This is a genomic window from Mycobacterium sp. (assembly GCF_019247615.1).
Taxonomy (GTDB): Bacteria; Actinomycetota; Actinomycetes; order Mycobacteriales; family Mycobacteriaceae; genus Mycobacterium.
In genome coordinates, this window is the sequence record NZ_JAFBAT010000072.1 from 1 (window position 1) to 22,016 (window position 22,016).

At 67.9% G+C, this 22,016-nt stretch carries 19 protein-coding genes, 1 pseudogene and 1 riboswitch; of the genes and pseudogenes, 10 read left to right on the forward strand and 10 right to left on the reverse strand.

Translation table 11 applies throughout. The annotated features are described in order from the left end of the window. Together JO059_RS04745 and JO059_RS04750 are read left to right on the forward strand one after the other, a co-directional pair. Positions 1–1,327: OB-fold nucleic acid binding domain-containing protein (locus tag JO059_RS04745; RefSeq protein ID WP_366516149.1), on the forward strand; the 1,327-nt coding region annotated here is incomplete at its 5' end. A 113-nt stretch (positions 1,328–1,440) separates the two neighbouring features. After that, positions 1,441–2,085: a nitroreductase family protein gene (locus JO059_RS04750; protein ID WP_293314955.1), complete on the forward strand. Its 645-nt coding sequence runs from the start codon at positions 1,441–1,443 to the stop codon at positions 2,083–2,085. A 13-nt stretch (positions 2,086–2,098) separates the two neighbouring features. Here JO059_RS04750 and JO059_RS04755 read toward each other — a convergent pair whose 3' ends face one another. Together JO059_RS04755 and JO059_RS04760 are read right to left on the reverse strand one after the other, a co-directional pair. Continuing rightward, the gene (locus tag JO059_RS04755; RefSeq protein WP_293314956.1) at positions 2,099–2,452 is read right to left on the reverse strand and encodes a YciI family protein; all 354 of its coding nucleotides are present in this window, start codon (positions 2,450–2,452) and stop codon (positions 2,099–2,101) included. A gap of 20 nt (positions 2,453–2,472) precedes the next feature. Next, positions 2,473–2,937 carry a tRNA (cytidine(34)-2'-O)-methyltransferase gene (locus tag JO059_RS04760; RefSeq protein WP_293314957.1) on the reverse strand — a complete coding sequence of 155 codons (465 nt, stop codon included), beginning with the start codon at positions 2,935–2,937 and terminating at the stop codon, positions 2,473–2,475. Positions 2,938–3,211: 274 nt separating this feature from the next. Here JO059_RS04760 and JO059_RS04765 point away from each other — a divergent pair, with 274 nt between their 5' ends. From JO059_RS04765 to JO059_RS04785, 5 genes are read left to right on the forward strand one after another with little or no spacing between them, the layout of a single operon-like run. Further along, positions 3,212–6,031 (forward strand): ATP-binding protein, encoded by a 2,820-nt coding sequence (locus JO059_RS04765; RefSeq protein WP_293314958.1) that lies wholly within the window; start codon positions 3,212–3,214, stop codon positions 6,029–6,031. After that, positions 6,028–6,432, forward strand: a complete 405-nt coding sequence (locus JO059_RS04770; protein WP_293314959.1) for a serine protease inhibitor — start codon at positions 6,028–6,030, stop codon at positions 6,430–6,432. The genes JO059_RS04765 and JO059_RS04770 overlap by 4 nt, the downstream gene beginning before the upstream one ends. 6 nt (positions 6,433–6,438) lie before the next feature. Further along, entirely contained in the window at positions 6,439–6,813 is a 375-nt protein-coding gene (locus JO059_RS04775) for a DUF742 domain-containing protein (protein ID WP_293314960.1), read from the forward strand. After that, positions 6,794–7,378, forward strand: a complete 585-nt coding sequence (locus JO059_RS04780; protein WP_293314961.1) for an ATP/GTP-binding protein — start codon at positions 6,794–6,796, stop codon at positions 7,376–7,378. Before JO059_RS04775 ends, JO059_RS04780 begins: the two co-directional genes overlap by 20 nt. A 6-nt stretch (positions 7,379–7,384) precedes the next feature. Continuing rightward, positions 7,385–7,933 carry a pentapeptide repeat-containing protein gene (locus tag JO059_RS04785; RefSeq protein ID WP_293314962.1) on the forward strand — a complete coding sequence of 183 codons (549 nt, stop codon included), beginning with the start codon at positions 7,385–7,387 and terminating at the stop codon, positions 7,931–7,933. A gap of 30 nt (positions 7,934–7,963) precedes the next feature. Here JO059_RS04785 and JO059_RS04790 read toward each other — a convergent pair whose 3' ends face one another. The 3 genes from JO059_RS04790 to JO059_RS04800 are packed head-to-tail and all read right to left on the reverse strand — an operon-like array spanning position 7,964 to position 13,287. Beyond that, a complete protein-coding gene (locus JO059_RS04790; protein WP_293314963.1) occupies positions 7,964–9,346 on the reverse strand; it encodes a PE-PPE domain-containing protein in 1,383 nt (460 codons plus the stop codon). Positions 9,347–9,376: 30 nt separating this feature from the next. Next, positions 9,377–12,040 carry an FHA domain-containing protein gene (locus JO059_RS04795; RefSeq protein ID WP_293314964.1) on the reverse strand — a complete coding sequence of 888 codons (2,664 nt, stop codon included), beginning with the start codon at positions 12,038–12,040 and terminating at the stop codon, positions 9,377–9,379. A 26-nt stretch (positions 12,041–12,066) separates the two neighbouring features. Further along, positions 12,067–13,287: an NADH:flavin oxidoreductase gene (locus JO059_RS04800; RefSeq protein ID WP_293314965.1), complete on the reverse strand. Its 1,221-nt coding sequence runs from the start codon at positions 13,285–13,287 to the stop codon at positions 12,067–12,069. A gap of 104 nt (positions 13,288–13,391) precedes the next feature. Between JO059_RS04800 and JO059_RS04805 the strand changes: the two genes are divergently transcribed. Beyond that, positions 13,392–14,237, forward strand: coding sequence for a bifunctional methylenetetrahydrofolate dehydrogenase/methenyltetrahydrofolate cyclohydrolase (locus JO059_RS04805; RefSeq protein WP_293314966.1), 846 nt, complete (start codon positions 13,392–13,394; stop codon positions 14,235–14,237). After that, a complete protein-coding gene (locus JO059_RS04810) occupies positions 14,234–14,539 on the forward strand; it encodes a DUF3017 domain-containing protein (RefSeq protein ID WP_293314967.1) in 306 nt (101 codons plus the stop codon). Before JO059_RS04805 ends, JO059_RS04810 begins: the two co-directional genes overlap by 4 nt. Before the next feature lie 2 nt (positions 14,540–14,541). On the opposite strand, the pseudogene JO059_RS04815 reads toward JO059_RS04810, so the two are convergent. Beyond that, positions 14,542–14,952, reverse strand: a pseudogene (locus JO059_RS04815) (DUF732 domain-containing protein); the annotation flags it as partial. A gap of 311 nt (positions 14,953–15,263) precedes the next feature. On the opposite strand from JO059_RS04815, the gene JO059_RS04820 reads away from it, so the two are divergent. Beyond that, on the forward strand, positions 15,264–16,700 hold the full coding sequence (locus tag JO059_RS04820; RefSeq protein WP_293314976.1) for an FAD-binding oxidoreductase: 1,437 nt from the start codon (positions 15,264–15,266) through the stop codon (positions 16,698–16,700). Between the two features lie 78 nt (positions 16,701–16,778). On the opposite strand, the gene JO059_RS04825 is transcribed toward JO059_RS04820, so the two are convergent. The 4 genes from JO059_RS04825 to JO059_RS04840 all read right to left on the reverse strand — a co-directional run bounded on the left by JO059_RS04825 (position 16,779) and on the right by JO059_RS04840 (position 21,595). Continuing rightward, positions 16,779–18,266, reverse strand: a complete 1,488-nt coding sequence (locus tag JO059_RS04825; RefSeq protein ID WP_293314969.1) for a PE-PPE domain-containing protein — start codon at positions 18,264–18,266, stop codon at positions 16,779–16,781. 65 nt (positions 18,267–18,331) lie between these two features. Beyond that, on the reverse strand, positions 18,332–19,066 hold the full coding sequence (locus JO059_RS04830; RefSeq protein ID WP_293314977.1) for a class I SAM-dependent methyltransferase: 735 nt from the start codon (positions 19,064–19,066) through the stop codon (positions 18,332–18,334). Then, complete coding sequence (locus JO059_RS04835) at positions 19,063–20,220, reverse strand: homoserine O-acetyltransferase (RefSeq protein ID WP_293314970.1); 1,158 nt, start codon at positions 20,218–20,220, stop codon at positions 19,063–19,065. The genes JO059_RS04830 and JO059_RS04835 overlap by 4 nt, the downstream gene beginning before the upstream one ends. Before the next feature lie 10 nt (positions 20,221–20,230). Continuing rightward, positions 20,231–21,595 carry a bifunctional o-acetylhomoserine/o-acetylserine sulfhydrylase gene (locus tag JO059_RS04840; RefSeq protein ID WP_293314971.1) on the reverse strand — a complete coding sequence of 455 codons (1,365 nt, stop codon included), beginning with the start codon at positions 21,593–21,595 and terminating at the stop codon, positions 20,231–20,233. Between the two features lie 179 nt (positions 21,596–21,774). Beyond that, positions 21,775–21,891: riboswitch (SAM riboswitch) on the reverse strand. Between the last annotated feature and the right edge of the window lie 125 nt (positions 21,892–22,016).

Genomic DNA, 22,016 nt, shown 5'->3' on the forward strand with positions numbered 1-22,016 from the left:
CACATTGCCCCGGCTCAAGCCGCGGATCTTTTACGACCTGGTGGTGGAGGTCGCGCTGATCCGCCCCGGGCCCATCCAGGGCGGGTCGGTGCACCCCTACATCCGGCGGCGAAACGGCATCGATCCGGTCGTCTACGACCACCCGTCGATGGAGCCGGCGCTGCGAAAGACGCTGGGGGTGCCGCTCTTTCAGGAACAGCTGATGCAGCTTGCGGTCGACTGCGCCGGGTTTTCCGCCGCCGAGGCCGACCAGCTGCGGCGCGCCATGGGCTCCAAGCGATCCACCGAACGCATGCGACGGCTTCGCGGCCGGTTCTACGACGGCATGCGCGCGCTGCACGGCGCTCCCGACGACGTGATCGACCGGACATACGAAAAGCTGGAGGCCTTCGCCAATTTCGGCTTCCCCGAAAGTCATGCGCTGAGCTTCGCATCGCTGGTGTTCTACTCGTCGTGGTTCAAGCTGCACCACCCCGCGGCGTTCTGCGCGGCGCTGCTGCGAGCCCAGCCGATGGGCTTCTATTCACCGCAGTCGCTGGTGGCCGACGCGCGCCGGCACGGCGTGCCGGTGCACGGCCCGGACGTCAACGCCAGCCTGCCGCACGCCACCTTGGAAGATTCCGGGAACGCCGTCCGCATCGGGTTGGGTGCCGTCCGCCATATCGGCGACGACCTCGCCGAGTTGCTGGTGCAGGAGCGAAAAGCCAACGGCCCCTTTGCCTCTCTGCTGGACCTCACCACCCGGGTGCAGCTTTCGGTGCCGCAGACCGAGGCGCTGGCGACGGCCGGGGCGCTGGGCTGTTTCGGCCTGTCCCGGCGGGAGGCTTTGTGGACGGCCGGAGCGGCCGCCACGCAACGCCCGGACCGGCTGCCCGGCGTGGGCTCGTCATCGCACATCCCTGCGTTGCCGGGAATGAGTGAGCTGGAACTGGCCGCGGCCGACGTGTGGGCCACCGGGATCTCCCCGGACAGTTATCCGACGCAGTTCCTCCGCGAAGACCTGGACGCGTTGGGCGTGGTGCCCGCCGAGAAGCTGCTGGGCGTGCCCGACGGCGATCGTGTGCTGATCGCCGGTGCGGTCACTCACCGGCAGCGGCCGGGGACGGCACAGGGGGTGACGTTTCTCAACCTCGAGGACGAGACGGGGATGGTCAATGTGCTGTGCACGCCCGGGGTGTGGGCGCGGCACCGCAAGCTGGCCAACACCGCTGCGGCGCTGCTCGTGCGGGGCCAGGTCCAAAACGCCAGCGGCGCGGTCACCGTCGTGGCCGAGCGGTTGGGCCGCATCTCCCTGGCGGTGGGATCGAAGTCCCGCGACTTCCGCTGACCCCTCTCGCCGACCCCTCTCGCCGAACGTGCACTCAGCGCGGAAAAATCGCCGAATTCTCGCCGTGAGAACACGCTCGGCGACGGCGTCGGACCACTGCGTAGGCTCCACACATGGCCCTCAACCTGTCCTTCGACGAAGTCCTGACCACCACCCGCTCGGTGCGCAAGCGCCTCGACTTCGACAAGCCGGTGCCCCGCGAGGTGCTGATGGAATGCCTCGAGTTGGCGCTGCAGGCGCCCACCGGTTCCAACTCGCAGGGCTGGCAATGGGTCTTCGTCGAGGACGCCGACAAAAAGAAGGCGATAGGTGAAATCTACCTGGCCAATGCCCGCGGCTATCTCAGCGCGCCTCGGCCCGAATACGCCGACGGTGACACCCGCGGTGAGCGGATGGACAGGGTCAAGGATTCCGCGACCTATCTCGCCGAGCACATGCACGAGGCTCCGGTGCTGTTGATTCCCTGCATCGAAGGGCGCGACGACAGGACGCCCTTGGGCGGTGTGTCGTTCTGGGCGTCACTGTTCCCGGCGGTCTGGAGTTTCTGTTTGGCACTGCGCTCCCGCGGGCTGGGCTCCTGCTGGACGACGCTGCACCTGTTGCGCGACGGCGAAAAACAGGCTGCCGAAGTGCTCGGCATCCCTTACGACAGGTACAGCCAGGGCGCGTTGCTTCCGATCGCCTATACCAAGGGCACCGACTTCCGCCAGGCCAAGAGGCTCCCCGCCGAGCAGGTGACGCACTGGAACGCCTGGTAGGTCATCAACTGGATCACATAATCAGGGGCCACACCTCGACGACGCCGTGCGCGACCGCGCAGGGTGTCTGACTTACCCGCTCGATCGCGGCGTCCATATCGTCGGCCTCCAGCACCGCGAAACCGGCGATCGGGAGCGCCGATCGCAGGTACGGCCCCGGTTCGATCCGGACGCCGCCATCTTCTGGGTTGCGCACCTGGACGGGACGACCGGCGACTCCGATCAGCGCCCCCGCAGCGCGCAATGCGTCGTCCCGCGCGTGCGCGCTCCTTTTGCATTCGTCGCTTACGCGGTCGTACCCCGCCGCGTCTCCGTACCCGATCGTGATGAAGGTGGCCATACCAATGCCGACTCCGGTGGAGGCCATAATTCATCGCGGCCCCGCTACTACACCGCGCCGGCGAAACCCTGCTGCCGCCAGGCCTCGTAGACGGCAACGGCCGCCGCATTCGAAAGGTTCAACGAGCGGCGACCCGCCAGCATGGGAATGCGCACCTGACCGGTGATGCGCGTGTCGGCCAGCGTCGCCGCATCGAGCCCATCGGGTTCGGGCCCGAACATCAATACATCGCCGGGCCGGTAGGCGATGTCGGCAAACGACGTGGTCGCGTGCGCGGTGAAGGCGAACACGCGCGCCGGCAGCAACACATCCCACGCCGCCCGAAGCGATGCGTGCACGCTGACCGACGCCAGGTCGTGGTAGTCCAGGCCGGCCCGGCGGAGCTTCGGTTCGGACAGGTCGAAGCCGAGCGGCTCGACCAGATGCAATTCGGCGCCGGTGGCGGCCGCCGTCCGTATGGCGTTGCCGGTGTTGGGCGCGATGCGCGGGGCGTAGAACAGCAGCCGGAACATCCGCCGATCATGACAAAAGTGCTCGGAGCTCGTTTGCCAGAGTTGCGCATCGATGTCGGGGTTCGGCTTGGAGTGCTCTGTCTAATCAGTATCAATTGTGGAGACCTGGGCGAAGGGCTGGCATACTCGTCGGATTGCCAGCAGTTTCTCGCCCGCGCCCCGTCGCCCGGGGCGGGTGGGATCACGGCGGAAATAAAGCAGGAAGTTTCATGAGCCACTCGTTTACACGAGCGCCGATGATCGGCGCGGCGGCCGGTCGAGCGGCCACAACCACATGACCATGTTCACCCGCCCGGCCAACCCGGCCGCGGCGGCTGCACCCGAGTCCACCACACCGGCCGCCACCGCCGAAACGGTGGCCAAACGCCCGCTCGCGTTGTCGCCGAGCAACTGGCCGGTCCGCTACAAAGTGCTGGCGATTGTGCTGGTACCGCTCATTTTGGCGACGGCTTTCGGCGCGTTGCGCGTGAAGGAGGCCGTGGCCGGCTCCCACGATCTGAGGCTGGCCGCCGCCCGCGCCGACGTCGTACCGGCGATCACCAAATACATGTCGGCGTTGGATGTCGCCCTGCTGGCCAGCTCCACCGGCCGGGACCTGGAGGGGGCGAAGAAGAACTACCAGGAGCGCAAGGACGAGCTGCAGTCCCGGCTGGCCGATACCGACGTGACCCCCGACGTCCGCTCGGGCGTGAGCACTCTGCTCAACGCCGGTCAAGGACTGCTGGACAAGGTCGCAGACAACAGCATCGGTTTGCCGGACCGCGTCACCACCTATGCCCCGATCCTGTTGACCGCGGAGGATGTGATCAGCGCGTCGGTGCGGCTCGGCAACGAGCGCATCCGCGCCGAGGCGCAGGGCTTGAGCCGTGCCGTCGGGGCCCGCGGGCAGATGACGATGCAGGAGATCCTCCTGACCCGTGGCGCCGACCTTCCGGAGCCGCAATTGCGGACCTCGATGATCACCCTGGCCGGCACCGAACCGTCGACGCTGTTCGGGATGAGCGAGGTGCTCGGTGCCGGGTCTTCCGAAGCCAAGACGCTGCAACAGCAAATGGTGACCCGGATGGCGCTGATGTCCGATCCGGCCACCCCGCTTGTCGACAACCCCGACCTGTTGCGCTCCATTCGGACCACCGACGGCATCGCGGAGCAGGTGATCGCCGACGCCACCACGTCGGTGACCAAGTCGGTGCATGCCGCGGCCACCGACGCACGCAATGCCGCCATCGTCGACGCGGCCGTGGTGCTGGTCGCCATCGTGATCGCGCTGGGCATCGTGTTGCTGATGGCGCGCGCGCTGGTGCGGCCGCTGCGCGTCCTGCGTGACGGCGCGCTCAAGGTGGCCCACACCGACCTCGAGGAGGAGGTGGCGCGCGTCAAGGCCGGCGCCGGCGAGCCGATCCCGCAGCCGCTGCCCATCAACACCACCGAGGAAATCGGGCAGGTTGCCCACGCGGTCGACGAACTGCACACGCGTGCACTGCTGCTGGCCGGCGACGAGGCCCGATTGCGCCTGCTGGTCAACGACATGTTCGAGACCATGTCGCGGCGCAGCCGTTCCCTGGTCGACCAGCAGCTGGCGTTGATCGATCGGCTGGAGCGCAACGAGCATGATCCCCAGCGCCTCGACAAGCTTTTCAGGCTGGACCACCTCGCGGCCCGGCTGCGGCGCAACAGCGCGAACCTGCTGGTCCTGGCCGGGGCGCAGCTCGCCCGTGACCAGCGCGACCCGGTCCCCCTGGTGACGGTGATCAACGCCGCGGTGTCCGAGGTCGAGGACTATCGGCGCGTCGAAATCACCGGCCTGCCCGACTGCATGGTGGTCGGCGCGGCGGCGGGCGGCGTCATTCATCTGTTCGCCGAGCTCATCGACAACGCGCTGCGTTACTCGCCTCCGACGACGTCGGTGCAGGTCTCCGCGGCACCCGGCGGGGACGGCGCCGTGGTGGTGCGCATCTCCGACTCCGGCCTGGGCATGAACGAAGCGGATCGACGCATCGCCAACATGCGCCTGCGGGCCGGCGGCGATGTGACGCCCGAGAACGCTCGCCACATGGGGCTGTTCGTGGTGGGACGGATCGCCGCCCGGCATGGCATCCGGGTGGGGCTGCGTGGTCCTGGGTTCCACGAGGCGGGCACGGGGACGACGGCGGAGGTCTACCTGCCGCCGCCGGTGTTCGAGGGCTCGCCGGTTACGTCACAGCTGACCGGGGCGCCGCACGCCCCGGGCGGCCAGGCAGCCCCGGTCGTCCCGGCGCCTACCGGGGATGCCGACGAACGGCACGCCGAGATGGACCCCGCAAACCAGAATGGCTCCGAGCGATCCGGACCTCCGGTCACCTTGTTGCCCCGGCGCAACCCGGGCTCCAGCGGCATCACGGATGTCCCCACCGGCCCGCCCACGCAGCAGCCCCCGCCGCCCCGTCGCGAGCTGGCCACGCCTTGGTGGCAGAACGAGCGGGAGAACGGCAAACAGAGCGAGCAATCGCCCGAGCCGCGGCAGGCGCCCGCTGCCACCCCTGCGGTTTCCGACACATCGGCATTTTTCGCCGCCCGGGCGCCGAAGGACACGGAGCGGGCGGAAACCGCGGTCGCCGGCCCGGCTGGTCCTGACGCGGGCGCCCCAGCCGAGCCGATGCCCTCGGCCCGCGAAGAGGTGACCTCGGCCGACGACGACGTCATCTACCGGCGGATGCTCTCGGAGATGCTGGGTGATCCGTACGACCTGGTGAACAGTCCCGACCTTGACTGGCAGTCGGTGTGGGACCGCGGCTGGTCGCTGGCGGCCGCGGCCGAGGACAAGCCCGTCGAGTCGCACACGTCCGCGCACGGGCTGCCGGTACGCGAACCCGGCGCCCGGCTGGTGCCCGGCGCGGCACAGGGGGCCGGCGTTGCCGAACGGGATCCGTCCGACGATGACCAGGAGCCGCTCCTCGAATCCAACGGCGGATCATGTTCCGCCCGGCAGCCAGAGGATGCCGGCGTGACACGCGACCCGGAGGCGGTCCGCGCCTCCTTCAGCAGTCATTTCGGCGGCGTGCGCTCGGCACGGGCGCACGCTCGCAACGCCAGTGAAGGGCCCGACCAGCAATGACGTCGTCGGGCAGCTCGCTGGACTGGCTGGTGACCAAGTTCGCCCGCGAGGTTCCCGGGGTGGCACACGCGTTGCTGGTATCGGTCGACGGGCTGCCCGTCGCGGCCAGCGAGCGTCTTCCGCGCGAACGGGCCGACCAGTTGGCCGCGGTCGCCTCCGGCCTGGCCAGCCTGGCGAACGGCGCCGCTCAGCTGTTCGAGGGCGGCCAGGTGCTGCAGTCGGTGGTGGAGATGGACAACGGCTACTTGTTGTTGATGCGTGTGGGCGATGGCTCGCATCTGGCCACCCTGGCCGTGGCGTCCTGCGACATCGGCCAGATCGGCTACGAGATGGCCGTCCTCGTTGAACGGGTGGGGGGCGTGGTGCAGTCCACCCGGCGATCCGCGTCGCCGAGCCGGTGAGCCCCGATGGACGATCGTCTGCCCTGGCCCACCTCACGTGAGGCGCATCTGGTTCGCCCGTACACCCTGACCGCCGGACGGACCGACACCAGCGTCGACCTTCCGCTGGAAGCGCCGATCGAGACGCTGCCGGCCGGCCTGGCGCACCGGTGGCCACCCGACGATGCGAGAGGCAAGATCATCCAGCTGTGCGCGAACCGCCCATCCGTCGCGGAGATCTCGGCCCGGCTGGACTTGCCGCTCGGCGTCGCGCGCGTCCTGGTCGGCGATCTGGTGCTGTCCGGTTACCTTGAAGTGCATCGAACCTTGACCGAGCGTTCCACCCGCGATGAGCGCCACGAACTCATAGGAAGGACCCTGCGTGGCCTTAAGGCACTCTGAGGCGCACTCCGGCCGCACCCACGCGTCGACGAAGATCGTCATCGCCGGCGGATTCGGCGTCGGCAAGACGACATTCGTCGGAGCCGTCTCGGAAATCATGCCGTTGCGCACCGAGGCGATGCTCACCGACGCGTCGACCGGTGTCGACATGCTCGAGGCCACCCCCGATAAGCGGACCACCACGGTCGCGATGGACTTCGGCCGCATCACCCTCGACGAGGAGCTGGTGCTCTACCTGTTCGGGACCCCTGGCCAGCGCCGGTTCTGGTTCATGTGGGACGACCTGGTGCGCGGCGCGATCGGCGCGATCATCCTGGTCGACTGCCGGCGCCTGCAGGACAGTTTTGCCGCGGTCGATTTCTTCGAGCACCGCAAGCTGCCGTTTTTGATCGCGGTCAACGAATTCGACGGCGCGCCACGCTATCCCGTCGAAGAGGTGCGCGAGGCACTGTCCCTGCCCCGGCACATCCCGGTGATCACCGTCGACGCCCGGGACCGCAGGTCCGCGACCAACGCCCTCATCGCGGTCAGCGAGTACGCGCTGGAAACGCTGGCCGCGAGCTGATCCGCCTTGCGTCATTGGGCCGATCGCGAATTCACCGGCAGGGATTTTCGCGACGAGGACCTCAGCCGGTTGCGCACCGAGCGGACGGTGTTCAGCGAATGCGATTTCAGCGGCGCCAACCTGGCGGAGTCCCAACACCGGGGCTCGGCGTTCCGCAACTGCACCTTCGAGCGGACTTTGTTGTGGCACAGCGATTTTGCTGAATGCAGCATGCTCGGCTCGGTCTTCGTCGACTGCCGGATCCGGCCGGCGACGTTCGACGAGGTGGATTTCACCCTCGCGGTGTTGGGCGGCAACGACCTGCGCGGCGTCGACTTGAGCGGCTGCCGGCTGAGGGAGACGAGCCTGGTGGGAACCGACCTACGCAAGGCGGTGTTGCGCGGCGCCGATCTCAGCGGTGCCCGCACCAACGGCACCCGGCTCGACGAGGCGGATCTGCGCGGCGCCACCGCCGACCCCTCCCTGTGGAAGACCGCCGCTCTGTCGGGTGCCCGCGTCGACGTCGACCAGGCCATGGCGTTTGCGCTGGCGCACGGCCTGCGCCTGGGCGGCTGAGGGTGGGCGCTCGAGCCAGATGCACTTGCATCAGCCGAAGGCGGGCAACCCCTCATCGGCCAGTGCCCCATTGACACCCTGCGCGGCGCCGTGCCACAGCTCGGAGGCGACGGTGGCCGGGTCGATGTTCGGGAATAGCGCATAAGGCGTCGGCACGTCCTGATACGCGCTGCGGTCGTAACCCAGTTCGACGAGGACCCGCATGTCCGGTTGCACCAGGTCGGCCAGCGGCCTGCCGACGAGGGGGAGGGCACGCACCGGGTCCAGCAGCGGCAGATTCTGCGTCGGAATCAGGATGTAGGTGGTCTCGGTGTCCGTAGGGGACACCGGCTCGACCACGCCCGAGGCGATCTGGCTGTGCGTGAGGTACGGGTACTGCGGATGGAGGTAGATGAAGCCCGCGATGGCATTGGCGTCGGCAACGATGTCGAGCGGGTATTGCGGGAAGTCGGCGGCGCCGTCGTACTGGATCGCGATATCGGTGGTCGGGTAGGCATTGACCGGGGTCGCGCCGAAGAAGGTGAAGCCCAAACCCCGGACCACGCTACCGTTGAAGCGCTCGAGTAGCCCGCCGTCGGGCCGGTCCGGATTGCCGACCAGCACGAAGGAAAGCTGGTCGGTACCCGGCCGTTGGGTGGCAGGCAGGGTCATGAGGTGGCGCTCTTCCAGGGTCGCGATGGTGGCGCTCTGGGAGTAACCGAAAACGACGGTGCTGTGTCCCGCCGCGTGCTGCGCCATGATCGCGGCATTCAGATCGCTGACACCGCGCGCCACCGACGCGTCGAAGGTCAGGCTTCTCAGGCCGGTCAACGGGTACAGCTGGTTGGGCGTCACCAGGAATTCGGGGGTGTAGCCGGGATAGCTGGCGGAGAGGTAGAGCCGCTCCACCGCGTTGATGTAGGGGGGGACACCCGGCCCCGTGGCGCCGGTGAGCAGGTACAGCGGGTTGAATCCGGTGCCGCCCATGATCAACGCCGTGTCCGCCACTCCGATGGCGCCGGGCTGGTTGTTGGCGGTGAGCACGACGGGGACGCCGCTGTTGCCGGAGCCACCGGCTCCGCTGGCGGTGCCGACCAGGCGGTCGCCCACCTGCTGGATCTGTTGGGCCGCGCCCATCGCGACCTGCTCGACGTTGCCGGCTTCCGCGCCGGCATAGGCGAGCGCATTCGATTTCAGGGTCCGCACAAACCGGTCGTGAAACGCGGCCGCCTGCGCGCTCAGTGTTTGGTACGCCGACGCGTACCGGGAAAACAGCGACGCGGTAGCCGCCGACACCTCATCGGCAGCGGCCGCCGGCAGCCCGGTTGTGGCCCCCGCCGCCGCCGCGTTGGCCGCGCTGATCGAGGAGCCGATGCGGGCCAAATTCGTTGCCCCGGTCCTCAGCTCCTCCGGCGCCGCGATCACGAACGACATTGCCGTCCTCCAGCCGGTCCTTGATGTGGCTCAGTGCCGCCTGAGCCGGATCTTCCACCACACGATGCCGCTGTAGACCACGCACAGCGCCACCAGCACCCCGATGTCGAACAGCCAGGCGCTCGACTTGTGGTCGAAGTGCTGATCTTTCGGGTCGGTCGGGCCCACGACCAGGCGGTGGGTGTCGATCGTGGACGCCGACGCCGCATAGCCCCAGCGGGCCGGCGTGGCCCACGACAACTGGTCGAGAACGGGCCGATTGGTCACCCAGATCAGACCGCCGCAGAACACGAGCTGCGACATGATCGCGACCACCAGCAACGGCATGATCTGGTCCTGCGAGCGGGCGATCGCCGACAGCGCCAGTCCGAGCAGCGCCGAGGCCACGCAGGTGAGCGCGACGTCGACGAACAGCTCGAGGCTCGCGTTGCCCAGCACCACGGCGTCAGCGATCGGCTGGCCCCAGCCGATCACCGAGATCAGCGTGGCGATGGCCCCCTGCACGATCGCGAACGTGCTGAACACCGCGATCTTGGCGGCCAGATATGACCCGCTCGACAACCCGACGGCCTGCTCGCGCAGGAAGATGGGGCGCTCGCCGACCAGGTCGCGGATCGTCAGCGCGGTTCCCATGAAGACGGCGCCGACGGTGAGCATGACCAGGATCTGGTCGGGCTGATTGGGGGAGTTGCTGGTCGGGTCGCCCATTCCGTAGCCGGTCTTGCCGCGCACCGTCAGGGTGAGGACGCCGATGAGAAACGGCAACAGCGCCAGGAAGATCGTGTAGCCGCGGTCGGAAATCACCAGCCGTATTTGGCGGCGCGCGATGGTGGAGAACTGGCGCAGGACGTTGGTGTGCGCCGGTTCGCCCAGGTCCGCGGGGCTGGACTCGGAGGGTGTGGGCATCGGCGGCGGCCGGTTCTCCGCCAGGAATCGGCGGTTCGCCTCGTCGGGGTCGGCGCCCACCTTCGCGAAGATGTCGGCCCAGTTGGTGGTGCCCATCGCGGCGCCGATCTGGCTGGGCGGCCCGAGGAAGGCCGTCTTGCCGCCGGGCGCCACCAGCAGCAGCTGGTCGCAGACGTCGAGGTAGGCCACCGAGTGCGTCACCACCAGTACCACGCGGCCGGCGTCGGCGAGCTGGCGCAGCATCAGCATCACTTGGCGGTCCAGTGCCGGGTCCAAGCCGGTGGTCGGCTCGTCGAGGATTAACAGTGAGGGCCCGGTGAGCAGCTCGAGCGCCACCGAGGCGCGCTTGCGCTGGCCGCCGGACAGCTTGTCGACGCGGGTGTCGGCGTGCGCGGTCAGCTCGAGCTCCTCGAGCACCTGCGCGACGATCCGCTGGCGGTCGGCCTTGCTGGTGTCGGGCGGCAGCCTTAACTCGGCCGCGTAGCCCAATGCCTGGTTGACGGTCAGCTGCCGGTGTACGACGTCGTCCTGGGGAACCATGCCGATCCGGCTGCGCATGGACGCGTACTCGGTGTGGATGTTGTGGCCCTCGAAGGTCACCGAGCCCGACGTGGGACTGGTGTATCCGGCGATCAGGCGCGACAGGGTGGTCTTGCCGGCGCCGGACCCCCCGATGATTGCGGTCAGGGTCCCGGGGCGGGCGGTCAGCGAGATGTGGTCGAGCAGTTGCTTGCCGTGGTCGACCTCGTAGCAGACGGCGTTGACCTCCAGTCCGCCGGTGCGCGTCGCCGCTTCGGTGCGACGGACCAGGGTGTCGCGGGTGAATACCAGGTCGACGTTGCCGATGGTGACCACGTCGCCCTCGGTCAGGATCGCGGACCCCACGCGCACACCGTTGACGAAGGTCCCGTTGACGCTGTGCGCGTCGCGGATCTCGGTGCCCAGCGGTGTGTGGTTCAGGAACGCGTGGTGGCGTGACGCCAGCACGTCCTGGATCACGATGTCGTTGTCGGTGGAACGGCCGATCGTCACCGAGCCGGCCGGTTGCTGGATCGCTCCGGATCGGGACGGCACGAGTGCCTGGAACATCTTCGTCGCCAGGTTCCCGACTTCCGGTGGTTTGGCGGCGCTGGGCGACATCCGGGTCTCCGCCGGCGCGTCCGACGATGCGACGGCATCCACTTCGGACACCGGCGGGTGGGGTTGGTAAGTGGGTGGTGGCGCGCTGGTCGGATACGCCGGCGGTCGCCCTCCGCCGTGGGGATAGGCGGGTTGCCCTTGCGGCCGCGGTCCCGGAGTTGGCCGCCGCACCGGTGGGGCGGGCCAGTTGGGCTGGCGTCCGGGGGGCGCGGACGGAGCGGCGAAGGGATGACCCGGTTGGCCCGACGCTTGCGACGAGGCCCACACCGTTCCCGCCGCGTTTGCCGCGACAGGGATCCCCATGGATTCCGTTTGCGGCGGCCGGCCGGCCAGCCCTTGGTGACGGCCCACCTCGAAGGTCAGCTGTGGTCCGTCGGGATTACCGATGTTGATGCTTTGGCCGTCGTGGATGTCGACCACCGGCACCCGGCGGCCGTTGACGAAAGTTCCGTTGAGCGAACCGTTGTCGATAGCCAGCCACCTGCCCTGGTCGAACCGCAGCAGCAGATGGGCGCGCGAGATGAGCGGGTGCGTAATGCGCATGTCGGCGCGCACGTCGCGACCGACCACCACGTCATGACCGGCGGCAAACGTGTGTTCCGACCCGTCATGACGGACGGTCAACGTCGGTGCTGGTGGTGCACTCATTGCCACAACTTTAGCCGGTGCAGCGGCTATCCCCGGGCCTGATCAGGTGCGCCGGTGACCACGCAGCGGGTCCGGCTGTAGATGGTGGGCATGCACCGATTGCAATGTGTGCAGGCAGAATGCACGCCGCGCCGGGTGGTGTCCGCGGCTATCCGGTTGATCAGGTCCGGCTCGGCCAGCAAAGCCCGGGCCATCGCGACGAACTGAAAGCCCTCTGCCATGGCGAGGTCCATCGTCTCCCGGCTGGCTATTCCGCCGAGCAGGATCAGCGGCATCGTCAGCTCGGCGCGGAATAGCTTGGCGTCGCGCAACAGATAGGCGTCGCGGTAGGGGTATTCGCGGAGGAATTTGTTGCCCGTGATACGCATGCCCCAGCGCACCGGCGGCTTGAAGGCGCCGGCGAACTCCTTGACCGGTGCGTCGCCGCGGAACAGATACATGGGGTTGACCAGCGAGCTGCCTGCGGTGAGTTCGATCGCGTCCAGGCCGCCGTCGTCCTGCAGCCATTTGGCGGTGATCAGCGCCTCGTCGGTGGTGATGCCGCCGCGCACGCCGTCGGCCATGTTGAGTTTCGCGGTGACCGCGATCGGCGCTCCTTCTTTGTCGACGGCCCGCCGCACGGCCAGCACCAAACCGCGGGCGACCTTGGCCCGGTTCTCCAGCGATCCCCCGAATTCGTCGCCGCGGCGGTTGATCAACGGAGACAAGAACGCGCTCGCGAAATAGTTGTGGCCCAAATGAATTTCGACGGCATCGAAACCGGCTTCGATGGCGAGCAGGGCGGCGTTGGCGTGGGCCGAGATGACGTCGTCGATGTCCTGGCGGGTGGCCTTCTTGGCGAACCGCATCCCGATCGGATTGAAGAACCGCACCGGCGCCAGGGCGGTGGCCTTGTTGGACTTGGCGTTGGCCACCGGGCCGGCGTGGCCGATCTGCGCGCACACCGCGGCGCCCTCGGCGTGGATGGCCTCGGTCAGCCGCCGCAACCCCGGCACCGCCTCGGGGCGCATCCAGAGTCCGTTGCCCTCGGTGCGGCCGCCGGGGGAGACGGCGCAATAGGCGACGGTCGTCATGCCGACTCCGCCGGCGGCCGGCAGCCGGTGGTACTCGATCAGGTCGTCGGTGACCAGCGCTTCGGGCGTGCGGGCTTCGAAGGTCGCGGCCTTGATGACCCGGTTGCGCAGCGTGATCGGTCCGAGCTTGGCCGGACTGAGCACGTCGGGGGGAGTGGGCAGGTCGGCGGGCATGTCAGGAGCGTAATGGGCACTGTCAACGCGGCCATACGGTGTGCCTGCCGGGCGCCGCGGGTCGCCATCACCGGCACCGCGGCGGGCATGCCAGACTGTCAGGCGTGGGCGCAGTCACGCTGGACGGCAAGGCAACCCGCGACGAGATCTTCGTCGACCTGAAGGAACGGGTGGCGGCGCTGACCGCCACGGGTCGCACGCCCGGGCTGGGGACGATCCTGGTCGGCGACGATCCAGGCTCGCAGGCCTACGTCCGCGGAAAGCACGCCGACTGCGCCAAGGTCGGCATCACGTCGATCCGCCGCGACCTGCCCGCCGACATCACCACCGCGCAGCTCCACGACACCATCGGCGAATTGAACGCCAACCCAGAGTGCACCGGTTACATCGTGCAGTTGCCGCTGCCCAGGCATCTGGACGAGAACGCGGCACTGGAGCGTATCGACCCGGACAAGGATGCCGACGGCCTGCACCCGACCAACCTCGGCCGGCTGGTGCTGTCCACGCCGGCGCCGCTGCCGTGTACCGCGCGCGGCATCGTGCACCTACTGCGGCGCTACGGCGTCGAGATCGCCGGGGCGCATGCGGTCATCATGGGCCGCGGTGTCACGGTCGGGCGCCCGCTAGGGCTGCTGTTGACCCGGCGTTCCGAGAACGCCACTGTGACGTTGTGCCACACCGGAACCCGCGACTTGGCCGCGCTGACCCGGCAGGCCGACATCATCGTGGCCGCCGTCGGGGTTCCGCACAAGCTCACCGCTGACATGGTGCGGCCGGGCGCCGCGGTCGTCGACGTCGGCGTCAGCCGTACCGACGACGGACTCGTCGGGGACGTTCATCCGGACGTGTGGGGGGTGGCCGGCCACGTGTCACCGAATCCCGGCGGCGTCGGCCCGTTGACCCGCGCCTTCCTGCTGACAAACGTTGTCGAGCTGGCCGAGCGGCGATGAGCGCGCGGGCCATTCGGCGGGCGTTCGCTGCGACGATGCTGCGGGCCCAGTGGCCGATCCTGCTGGTCGGTCTGATATTCACCGCGGCTTTCGTGTTGGCGGGGGCCAACTTCTGGCGGCGCGGCGCGCTGTTGATCGGCATTGGAGTGGGCGTGGCGGCGATACTGCGATTGGTGTTGTCCGATGAGCGAGCCGGCCTTTTGGTCGTCCGCAGCAAGGGCATCGACTTCCTCACGACCGCGACGGTCGCGGCCGCGATGGTCTACATCGCCTCGACCATCGACCCGTTGGGTACTCGTTAAATCCCTGGCACGCCGGGGATTTGGGGCAGTCCGTGCAGGTTGCCGCCGGCGATGTTCGCCATCTCTTCAGGACAGTACGTTTGAATCGCGATCGTGGTGAAGATGCGCGCCATCCCCGGTGACATGCCGCGGTGGCTCACGTTTGCCACCACGGCGGCGACGTTGCCGCCCGGCTGAGCGAGCATCGGGCAGATGGACTGGCCCACGGCCATCGCGTTCCCCGGTTCGCCGAACTCGACGCCGGCGTGGTTCAGCGCGTCGATGAAGTTGTCGTCGGCCGGATCCGCCTCGGCCGGCGCCGAGAATGCGGCGGCGGCGGTGAGGAGGCCTGCCGCAACGGCCAGCAGGCGAACGCTCAGGGGTTGGTGGCGAAACAACCAGACCCACTCCCGAGCCATTGCCGTCACCTTCATGCCCACCCTCCCCGCCGCTCCCCGGACTCTGCCTAAGCAATTCGAAGCCTGAGCAATTCGAATCACTTAGGAACTCTGAGCCATTACTGTCACGTTTACGACACGGTGCGATCAAGGTTTGCACAATAAGCGTTTCGTAAGGCCGGTGCGCTCAACCCATCGGTTAGTGGCCGGAACGGCTTCGTGTGCAGCAGAAAAGATCGAGGCCACACTGTGATCTTGACACGTTGCCCGACGCCGGACTTCTGGGTGCCGAATGGTTGAGAATCCGGCACATGACGACGAATCACAGCCGTCCGTCCGACCTATTCCTGCAGGGGGGCATCTCGCGCCAGGCGTTTCTGCGCGGGGCCGTCGGAATGCTGGCAACTTCAGCGGTATTCGGCACGGCGCGGGCGGCCGCCGACCCGGCGGCCGGCTGGGGGGGCTTGGCGTCCGCCATCGGAGGCAAGGTCCTCTTGCCCGTAAACGGTGCTCAATTCGCCTCGGGCAAACAGGTATTCAACTCCTTCTATGACAACTCCAATCCGGCCGCGGTGGTGACGGTCTCCTCGCAATCGGATGTGCAGAAGGCGGTCGCCTTCGCAACAGCGAACGGACTCAAGATCGCCCCGCGTGGCGGCGGCCATTCGTATATCGGTGCATCGAGCGCTCCCGGCACGATGGTGCTAGACCTGCGGGGGCTGCCCGGGGGAGCGAACGTCGACGGCGGTGGCAACGCGACCGTCACTCCGGCGACCACCTTGTACGCGGTCCACAAAGCGCTGGCCGGCTCCGGTCGCGCGATTCCCACCGCGACTTATGCGACCGTCGGGATCGGGGGGATGACGCTCGGTGGTGGGGTGGGTGCCGATGCCCGGCATGCAGGTCTGACCTGTGATGCGTTGCAGTCGGCGACGGTCGTCTTGCCGAGCGGCGAGGTGGCCACGGCGTCCGCCAATGACCATCCGGATCTGTTCTGGGCGTTGCGGGGTGGTGGTGGCGGCAATTTCGGGGTGACAACGTCGATGACCTTCGCGACCTTCCCGGCCGGGGACGGCGACGTTGTCCGGCTCGACTTCCCGCCGTCCGCGGCGGTGCCGGTGCTCGCGGGCTGGCAGTCCTGGCTCAGCGCGGCGGACCGAAATACTTGGGGCATAGTCGATCTCACGGTTGGCGGTAACCAGCCGAACTGCCATGTGCTGGCCACGTGTCCTGCGGGTGCCGGCTCGGGTGTGGTAGACGCGATTAAATCCGCCGTGGGCGTGACCCCCAGTTCGGTGCAGAACAAGACGCTCAGCCGCATGGACCTGGTAACTTATCTGGCCGGTGCCAGCTCGACCGCTTCTCCGCGTGGATTCGTAGCCGGCTCCGACGTCGTTCCGACGATGAATTCCGCTGTGGCACATGCCATCGCCACGGCGATCGGACAGTGGTCGGCGGCCAACGGCAAGGCTTCGGTCCTCGTTGACCCGCTGGATGGTGCCGTGGCCGACATCGCGCCGGGGGACACGGCCTTTCCCTGGCGCAAACAGGGCGCGATATTGCAGTGGTTCGTAGAGCCCGTTGGCAACCAGGCTTCCGCGGCGACGCAGTGGCTGAGTTCGGCACATCAAGCAGTGCAACAGTTTTCGGTTGGCGGCTACGCCAACTACCTGGAGCCCGACGCGCCGGCGTCGCGTTACTTCGGTGCGAATCTGGCGCAGCTGACCGCTGTGCGACAGAAGTACGATCCCAACCGAGTCATGTTCTCCGGGTTGAACTTCTAGGGTGCGTCATCGCGGGATCCGAATTGCCGCCGACCGCGCTTGCCTGATCGGGCGATGGGGCCGCTCTGGCTCTCATCATCAACTCGGGATCAGACCTAACGTGCGCATCAACTGCCCCTCGCCTCGGGTGAGCACCGAGACGTCCGTGACCGGCGACTGTGGTAGCGGGAAGTTCAGGTGGGGATCGAGCACCGGGTTGAACGGGTAGCCGGTCGGCATCATCGACTGTGGCAGCGCCCCGAGATCCACCAGCGCGGCCTGCGGTCCCTGGAGCGCGCCGACTGCCAGGTCCGGCACGATGGTGAATGGGTCCGGCAGTTCGATGAGGCTGGCGGGGGTGGGGATGTTGGCGTACTCACCGGACCCGTAGCCCATGTCGACGAGCACCCGCAGATCCGGCTGCAGCAGGTCGGCCAGCGCGTCGCCGTATGGCTGCGGCAACTCCCGCAGCGGTGCGACGAGCGGCAGGTCCTGCGTCGATGTCATGTAGTAGGTGGTGTTGCCGGTGTAGCCGGGCGACGTCGGTAGTTGCTGCGCGTTGGCGACCTGCGTCGGCGTGAGGTTGGCGTAGTCGTGCGGACCCCCGTCCCCGAAGATGAACCCTCCCACCGCATTCGCATCGCTGACGGGATTGAGCACATACCGGGGGAAGTCGCCCGCCATGTCGTACTGGTTGGTGAAGATCACGGTGTGGTACGGAGAGTTGGGTGGTGTCGCGCCGTTAAGGAACACGTCCCAGAACGGGATGTACAGACCGGGGAACCGTTCGAAGAACCCCCCGTTGGGATTCCCGGGGTCACCCGTCAGGAAGAACGACAGCTTGCCGGGGTCTGGCGGGTTGGGCATGGCCATGTAGTTGCGAATTTCGTTGCTGCTCACCAGCGCACCTTGCGAGCTGCCGTAGACGATCACCTTGTTGCCCGCTGAGAGTTCGGTGCTGATAGCGGTGTTGAGCAACTGCACACCCTGCGCCGTCGACTGGCGAAGCGTCAGGTTCCCGAGTTGCGGGGTGAACGGCCAGAACTGCTCGGGCGTGTAAACCGACTGACCCAGCGCGCCGGGGAGTGGTGACAGCCTGGGGTTGTCGAGGAAGTTCGCCTTCACCACAGTGACGTACCGGACGCTCGGCAGGGGGAAGCCGGTGTCGCCGACGACCAACCCCACCGACGAGTTCTGCGGCACGATCAGCGGCGGGGCGCCCGGGGAAGGAGGCGCAGTTGCGCCGTTGGCCGACGGCAAGAACGAGGCGAATGAATTTTCTAACCCGCACGTAACGTTGCGCAGTGCCTGCTGCGCGGCCTGCTCGATCTCGGTGTAGGCGGTGCGGGCCGCACCCAGCAATTGGGCGAACCGCTGATGGAACGCGGTGGCCTGCGCCGCCAGCCCGCGATAGATGGTCGACTGGTCATTGAACAGCGACGTGACGGCCACGCTGACCTCGTCGGTTCCTGCGGGCAGGATGCTGCTCGTCGGCAGCGCCGCGACGGCGTTGGCATTTTCGAGCGCGGCGCCGATGTCACCGATGTCCGCCGCCGCCGACGCCAACTCCCCGGGAACAACGTGCATTGGTCTTGCTTACCATGCGGCCCAGTGGGACTGGTCCGGAAAACGACGTTTGGGTGCTGGACGCTTCAGTCCGCCAGCACCGCCCTGATGCACACGGTGACATACGGCAGCGCCAAGCCGGTCGAATTCGCCAACGCCGGATGGGTGGCCAGCAACTGACGCACCTGCTCGAGTGTTCGGGTGCGGACCCCGGCGGGCGAGGTGATGCAGTAGCTGCGGGACGCCACCAGGTCGATCAAGGCTTGCGGCGTAAGGTAATTCGTCCACTCGACGTGATGACGCTCCGGCGCGGTGAAAGACGTGGAGAGTTCGACGTCGAAGCGGCCGCGGTCACCGTCGGAACCGATGATCTGGCCCAGCTCGCGCACCCAGCCCAGCCGTTCGTCGCGGGTGTTCCACACCAGGCCGAGCCGGCCCCCGGGCCGCAGCACGCGAGCCACCTCCGGAATCGCCTGCTCGGGATCCACCCAATGCCATGCCTGGGCCACCAGCACCGCGTCAACGCTGTTGTCTTCCAACGGAATCTCTTCCGCCGTGCCCAACAGCGCACGGGTTTCGGGCAGCGAGGCGCGCAGCACTTCAAGCATCTCGGGAATCGGATCGACGGCCACCACGTCCAGTCCGCGCTCCACGAGCCGCGTCGTCAGCTTGCCGGTGCCCGCACCCAGGTCGAGCACCCGGCGCGCGCCGCGCGGTATCAGCCAGTCGATCGCTTCCGGTGGATAGGAGGGGCGGCCTCGCTCGTAGGCAGCGGCCGCCGAGCCGAAGGAGAGCGAGCGGTCGTGCCTCGAGCGGGTCACCGTGGACACCGAAGGCATGCGCCTTCCCTCTCGGCCAAATCGAGTGTCTTGCGGATCAATTCGCCGACCGCCTCGGATTCCACCAGGAAGCCGTCGTGTCCGTAGATGGAGTCGACGACGTGCAGTTCGGTGCAGCCCGGCAACAGTTCGGCCAGCTCCTCCTGCAGACGCAACGGGTACAGCCGGTCGGACGTGATGCCGCCGACCACGACGGGGACCTCGCACCCGCGCAGTGCTGCACCGACCCCGCCGCGACCACGGCCGACGTCGTGACTGTTCAGCGCCTCGGTCAAGATCACATAACTGCCGGCGTCGAAACGGGCCAACAGCTTCTCACCCTGGTGCTCCAAATAGCTCTGCACCGCGTAGCGGCCACCGCCAAATGGGGGGGCCGGGTCCTCGTCGCCCTGGCTGTCGTTGGCAAACCGGGTGTCGAGCTCGAGCTCGCCGCGGTAGGTCAGGTGGGCGAAGCGTCGGGCGATAGTCAGCCCGGCATCCGGTGTCCGGCCGGTGTGGTGGTAGTCCCCGCCCTGCCAGTTCGGATCCGCCTTGATGGCCGCGATCTGGGTTGTCTGCGTGCCGATCTGGTCCGCCGTTGCGCGTGCGCCGACGGCCAGCAGTAGCCCCGCCCCGACTTCGTCAGGGTGGCCGACGATCCATTCCAAAGCCCTTGCGCCCCCCATGGATCCACCGACGACGGCGGTAACCCGGTTGATGCCCAGGGCCGCCAGCGCGGCGACGTCCGCCGCTACCTGGTCGCGCACCGTAATCAGCGGAAACCTGGAACCCCACGGCTTGCCGTCGCGGGCGAGCGAGCTGGGTCCGGTGGAGCCGCGGCAACCCCCGAGCACGTTGGTGGCCACCGCGCACCAGCGGTTGGTGTCGATCGGCGCCCCCGGCCCGGCCACCCCGTCCCACCAGCCGGCCGTGGGATGCCCCGGACCGGCGGGCCCGGTGATGTGGGAATCGCCGGTGAGCGCGTGCAGCACCACCACCACGTTGTCACGCGTCGGAGACAACTCGCCCCAGCGCTGGATGGCGATGCAGATATCGTCGATCACCGCACCGCTTTCGGTGGTGAGCGAGCCGATGTGCACAAAGCCGACCTCGCCCTCGGCTGGCAGCGTCTGAGTCGGCACGTCGGAGATCGTCATGTCAGAACTCTCAGAACGCCGCCACGGTGGCGCCGGCCGCCTCGGCCCCGAATTTACGGGCCGCGGCGAAGCCGAGCTCCAGGTCGGCCAGGATGTCGTCGATGCCCTCGATGCCCACGGCCAGCCGCACCAACCCGGGGCTGACGCCCGTGGCCTTCTGCTCCTCCGGTGACAGCTGAGCGTGCGTGGTGGACGCCGGGTGGATCACCAGCGAGCGCACGTCGCCGATGTTGGCGACGTGGCTGTGCAGCTTCAGGGCATTGACGAACGCCTTGCCCGCATCGGCACCGCCGGCCAGCTCGAACGACAGCACCGCGCCGGTTCCCTTGGGCGCCAACTTCTTCGCCCGCTGATACCACGGCGAGCTGGGCAGCCCCGCGTAGTTCACCGACAGCACGCCGTCATGACTCTCGAGGAACTCGGCGACCCGTTGCGCGTTGGCGACGTGGCGCTCCACGCGCAGACTCAGCGTCTCGATGCCCTGAGCCACCAGGAATGCGTTGAAAGGCGAAGCGGCCGAACCGAAGTCGCGAAGCAGTTGCACACGGGCCTTGAGCGCGTAGGCCGGCGGTCCCAACTCGGCGTAGACCACACCGTGGTAACTGGGGTCGGGCGTGGTGAATCCGGGGAAACGGCCCTGCGTCCAGTCGAAGGTGCCGCCGTCGACGATGACGCCGGCGATCGCGGCACCGTGGCCGCCCAGGTACTTGGTGGCCGAATGCACCACGATGTCGGCGCCCTGGGTGAACGGCTGAATCAGATAGGGCGTGGCGACGGTGTTGTCGACGATCAGCGGTACGCCGTTGGCGTGGGCAACTCCGGACACCCCGGGGGTATCCAGCACGTCGATCTGCGGGTTGGAGATGGTCTCGCCGAAGAACGCCTTGGTGTTCGGGCGCACGGCCGCCTGCCAGGAGTCCAGATCGTCGGGATCTTCGACGAAGCTGACGTCGATGCCGAGTTTGGCCAGCGAATAGTGGAACAGGTTATAGGTGCCGCCATACAGTCGGGGGCTGGAGACGATGTGATCCCCGGCGCCCGCGAGGTTGAAGATGGCGAACGTCTCGGCCGCCTGCCCGGAGCCCAGGAAGAGGGCGGCCACGCCACCCTCGAGCGCGGCGATCCGCTGCTCGACCACGTCGGTGGTCGGATTGCCGATCCGGGTGTAGATGTTTCCAGGCACCTCGAGCCCGAAGAGGGCGGCGGCATGCGCGGTGTCGTCGAACGTGTATGAGGTGGTCTGGTATATCGGCAGGGCGCGGGCGTTGGTGGCCGGATCGGGACGCTGGCCGGCGTGTACCTGCTTGGTTTCGAACGACCAATGCGCGGTCGGATCAGGTTCGGTTGTGCTGTCGGTGCTGGTATCGGGACTCATCAGCGGGGCTTTCTGTTGAGAGGCTTGAATCGGTGTCGGGGTACTCGCAGGCGCCCGCGACGCCATCGGTGATGACGTCAGTCGGGGGCGATTCGGTTACCGCCGACACACAATGAGGCGCGAATGAGCTTGGTGACTGCGCATCACGTTTCCCCTCTGGTCAGGGGCCCGTCATGGCGGACCCGCGCTTGCCGGATAGCCGGTGGCTACTCAACCTGGTCATCACCCGGGGCACCCCACCGCGGTTGGAGGGTTGCCGGCCAGCAAGCCGGGGCTTTGCGCTGGCGCTCATGACCGACTTGAAGCGTAACCCATGGCGGCGCGTCGGTGCCAATAGAGCCGCTCACGTGCGCTGGGAGGCCGGTAAACCCTGCTTGTAGGCTGGCCTTCACGAGCACCTGCTCCCAGCGAGCTCCCGACG

Coding starts and splice junctions, on each gene's coding strand:
- JO059_RS04840 (WP_293314971.1), bottom strand. CDS start 21,595: ATGAGTCCCGATACCAGCACCGACAGCACAACCGAACCTGATCCGACC.
- JO059_RS04800 (WP_293314965.1), bottom strand. CDS start 13,287: ATGCCCGCCGACCTGCCCACTCCCCCCGACGTGCTCAGTCCGGCCAAG.
- JO059_RS04810 (WP_293314967.1), top strand. CDS start 14,234: ATGAGCGCGCGGGCCATTCGGCGGGCGTTCGCTGCGACGATGCTGCGG.
- JO059_RS04775 (WP_293314960.1), top strand. CDS start 6,439: ATGGACGATCGTCTGCCCTGGCCCACCTCACGTGAGGCGCATCTGGTT.
- JO059_RS04750 (WP_293314955.1), top strand. CDS start 1,441: ATGGCCCTCAACCTGTCCTTCGACGAAGTCCTGACCACCACCCGCTCG.
- JO059_RS04755 (WP_293314956.1), bottom strand. CDS start 2,452: ATGGCCTCCACCGGAGTCGGCATTGGTATGGCCACCTTCATCACGATC.
- JO059_RS04765 (WP_293314958.1), top strand. CDS start 3,212: ATGACCATGTTCACCCGCCCGGCCAACCCGGCCGCGGCGGCTGCACCC.
- JO059_RS04760 (WP_293314957.1), bottom strand. CDS start 2,937: ATGTTCCGGCTGCTGTTCTACGCCCCGCGCATCGCGCCCAACACCGGC.
- JO059_RS04770 (WP_293314959.1), top strand. CDS start 6,028: ATGACGTCGTCGGGCAGCTCGCTGGACTGGCTGGTGACCAAGTTCGCC.
- JO059_RS04790 (WP_293314963.1), bottom strand. CDS start 9,346: ATGTCGTTCGTGATCGCGGCGCCGGAGGAGCTGAGGACCGGGGCAACG.
- JO059_RS04825 (WP_293314969.1), bottom strand. CDS start 18,266: ATGCACGTTGTTCCCGGGGAGTTGGCGTCGGCGGCGGCGGACATCGGT.
- JO059_RS04795 (WP_293314964.1), bottom strand. CDS start 12,040: ATGAGTGCACCACCAGCACCGACGTTGACCGTCCGTCATGACGGGTCG.
- JO059_RS04835 (WP_293314970.1), bottom strand. CDS start 20,220: ATGACGATCTCCGACGTGCCGACTCAGACGCTGCCAGCCGAGGGCGAG.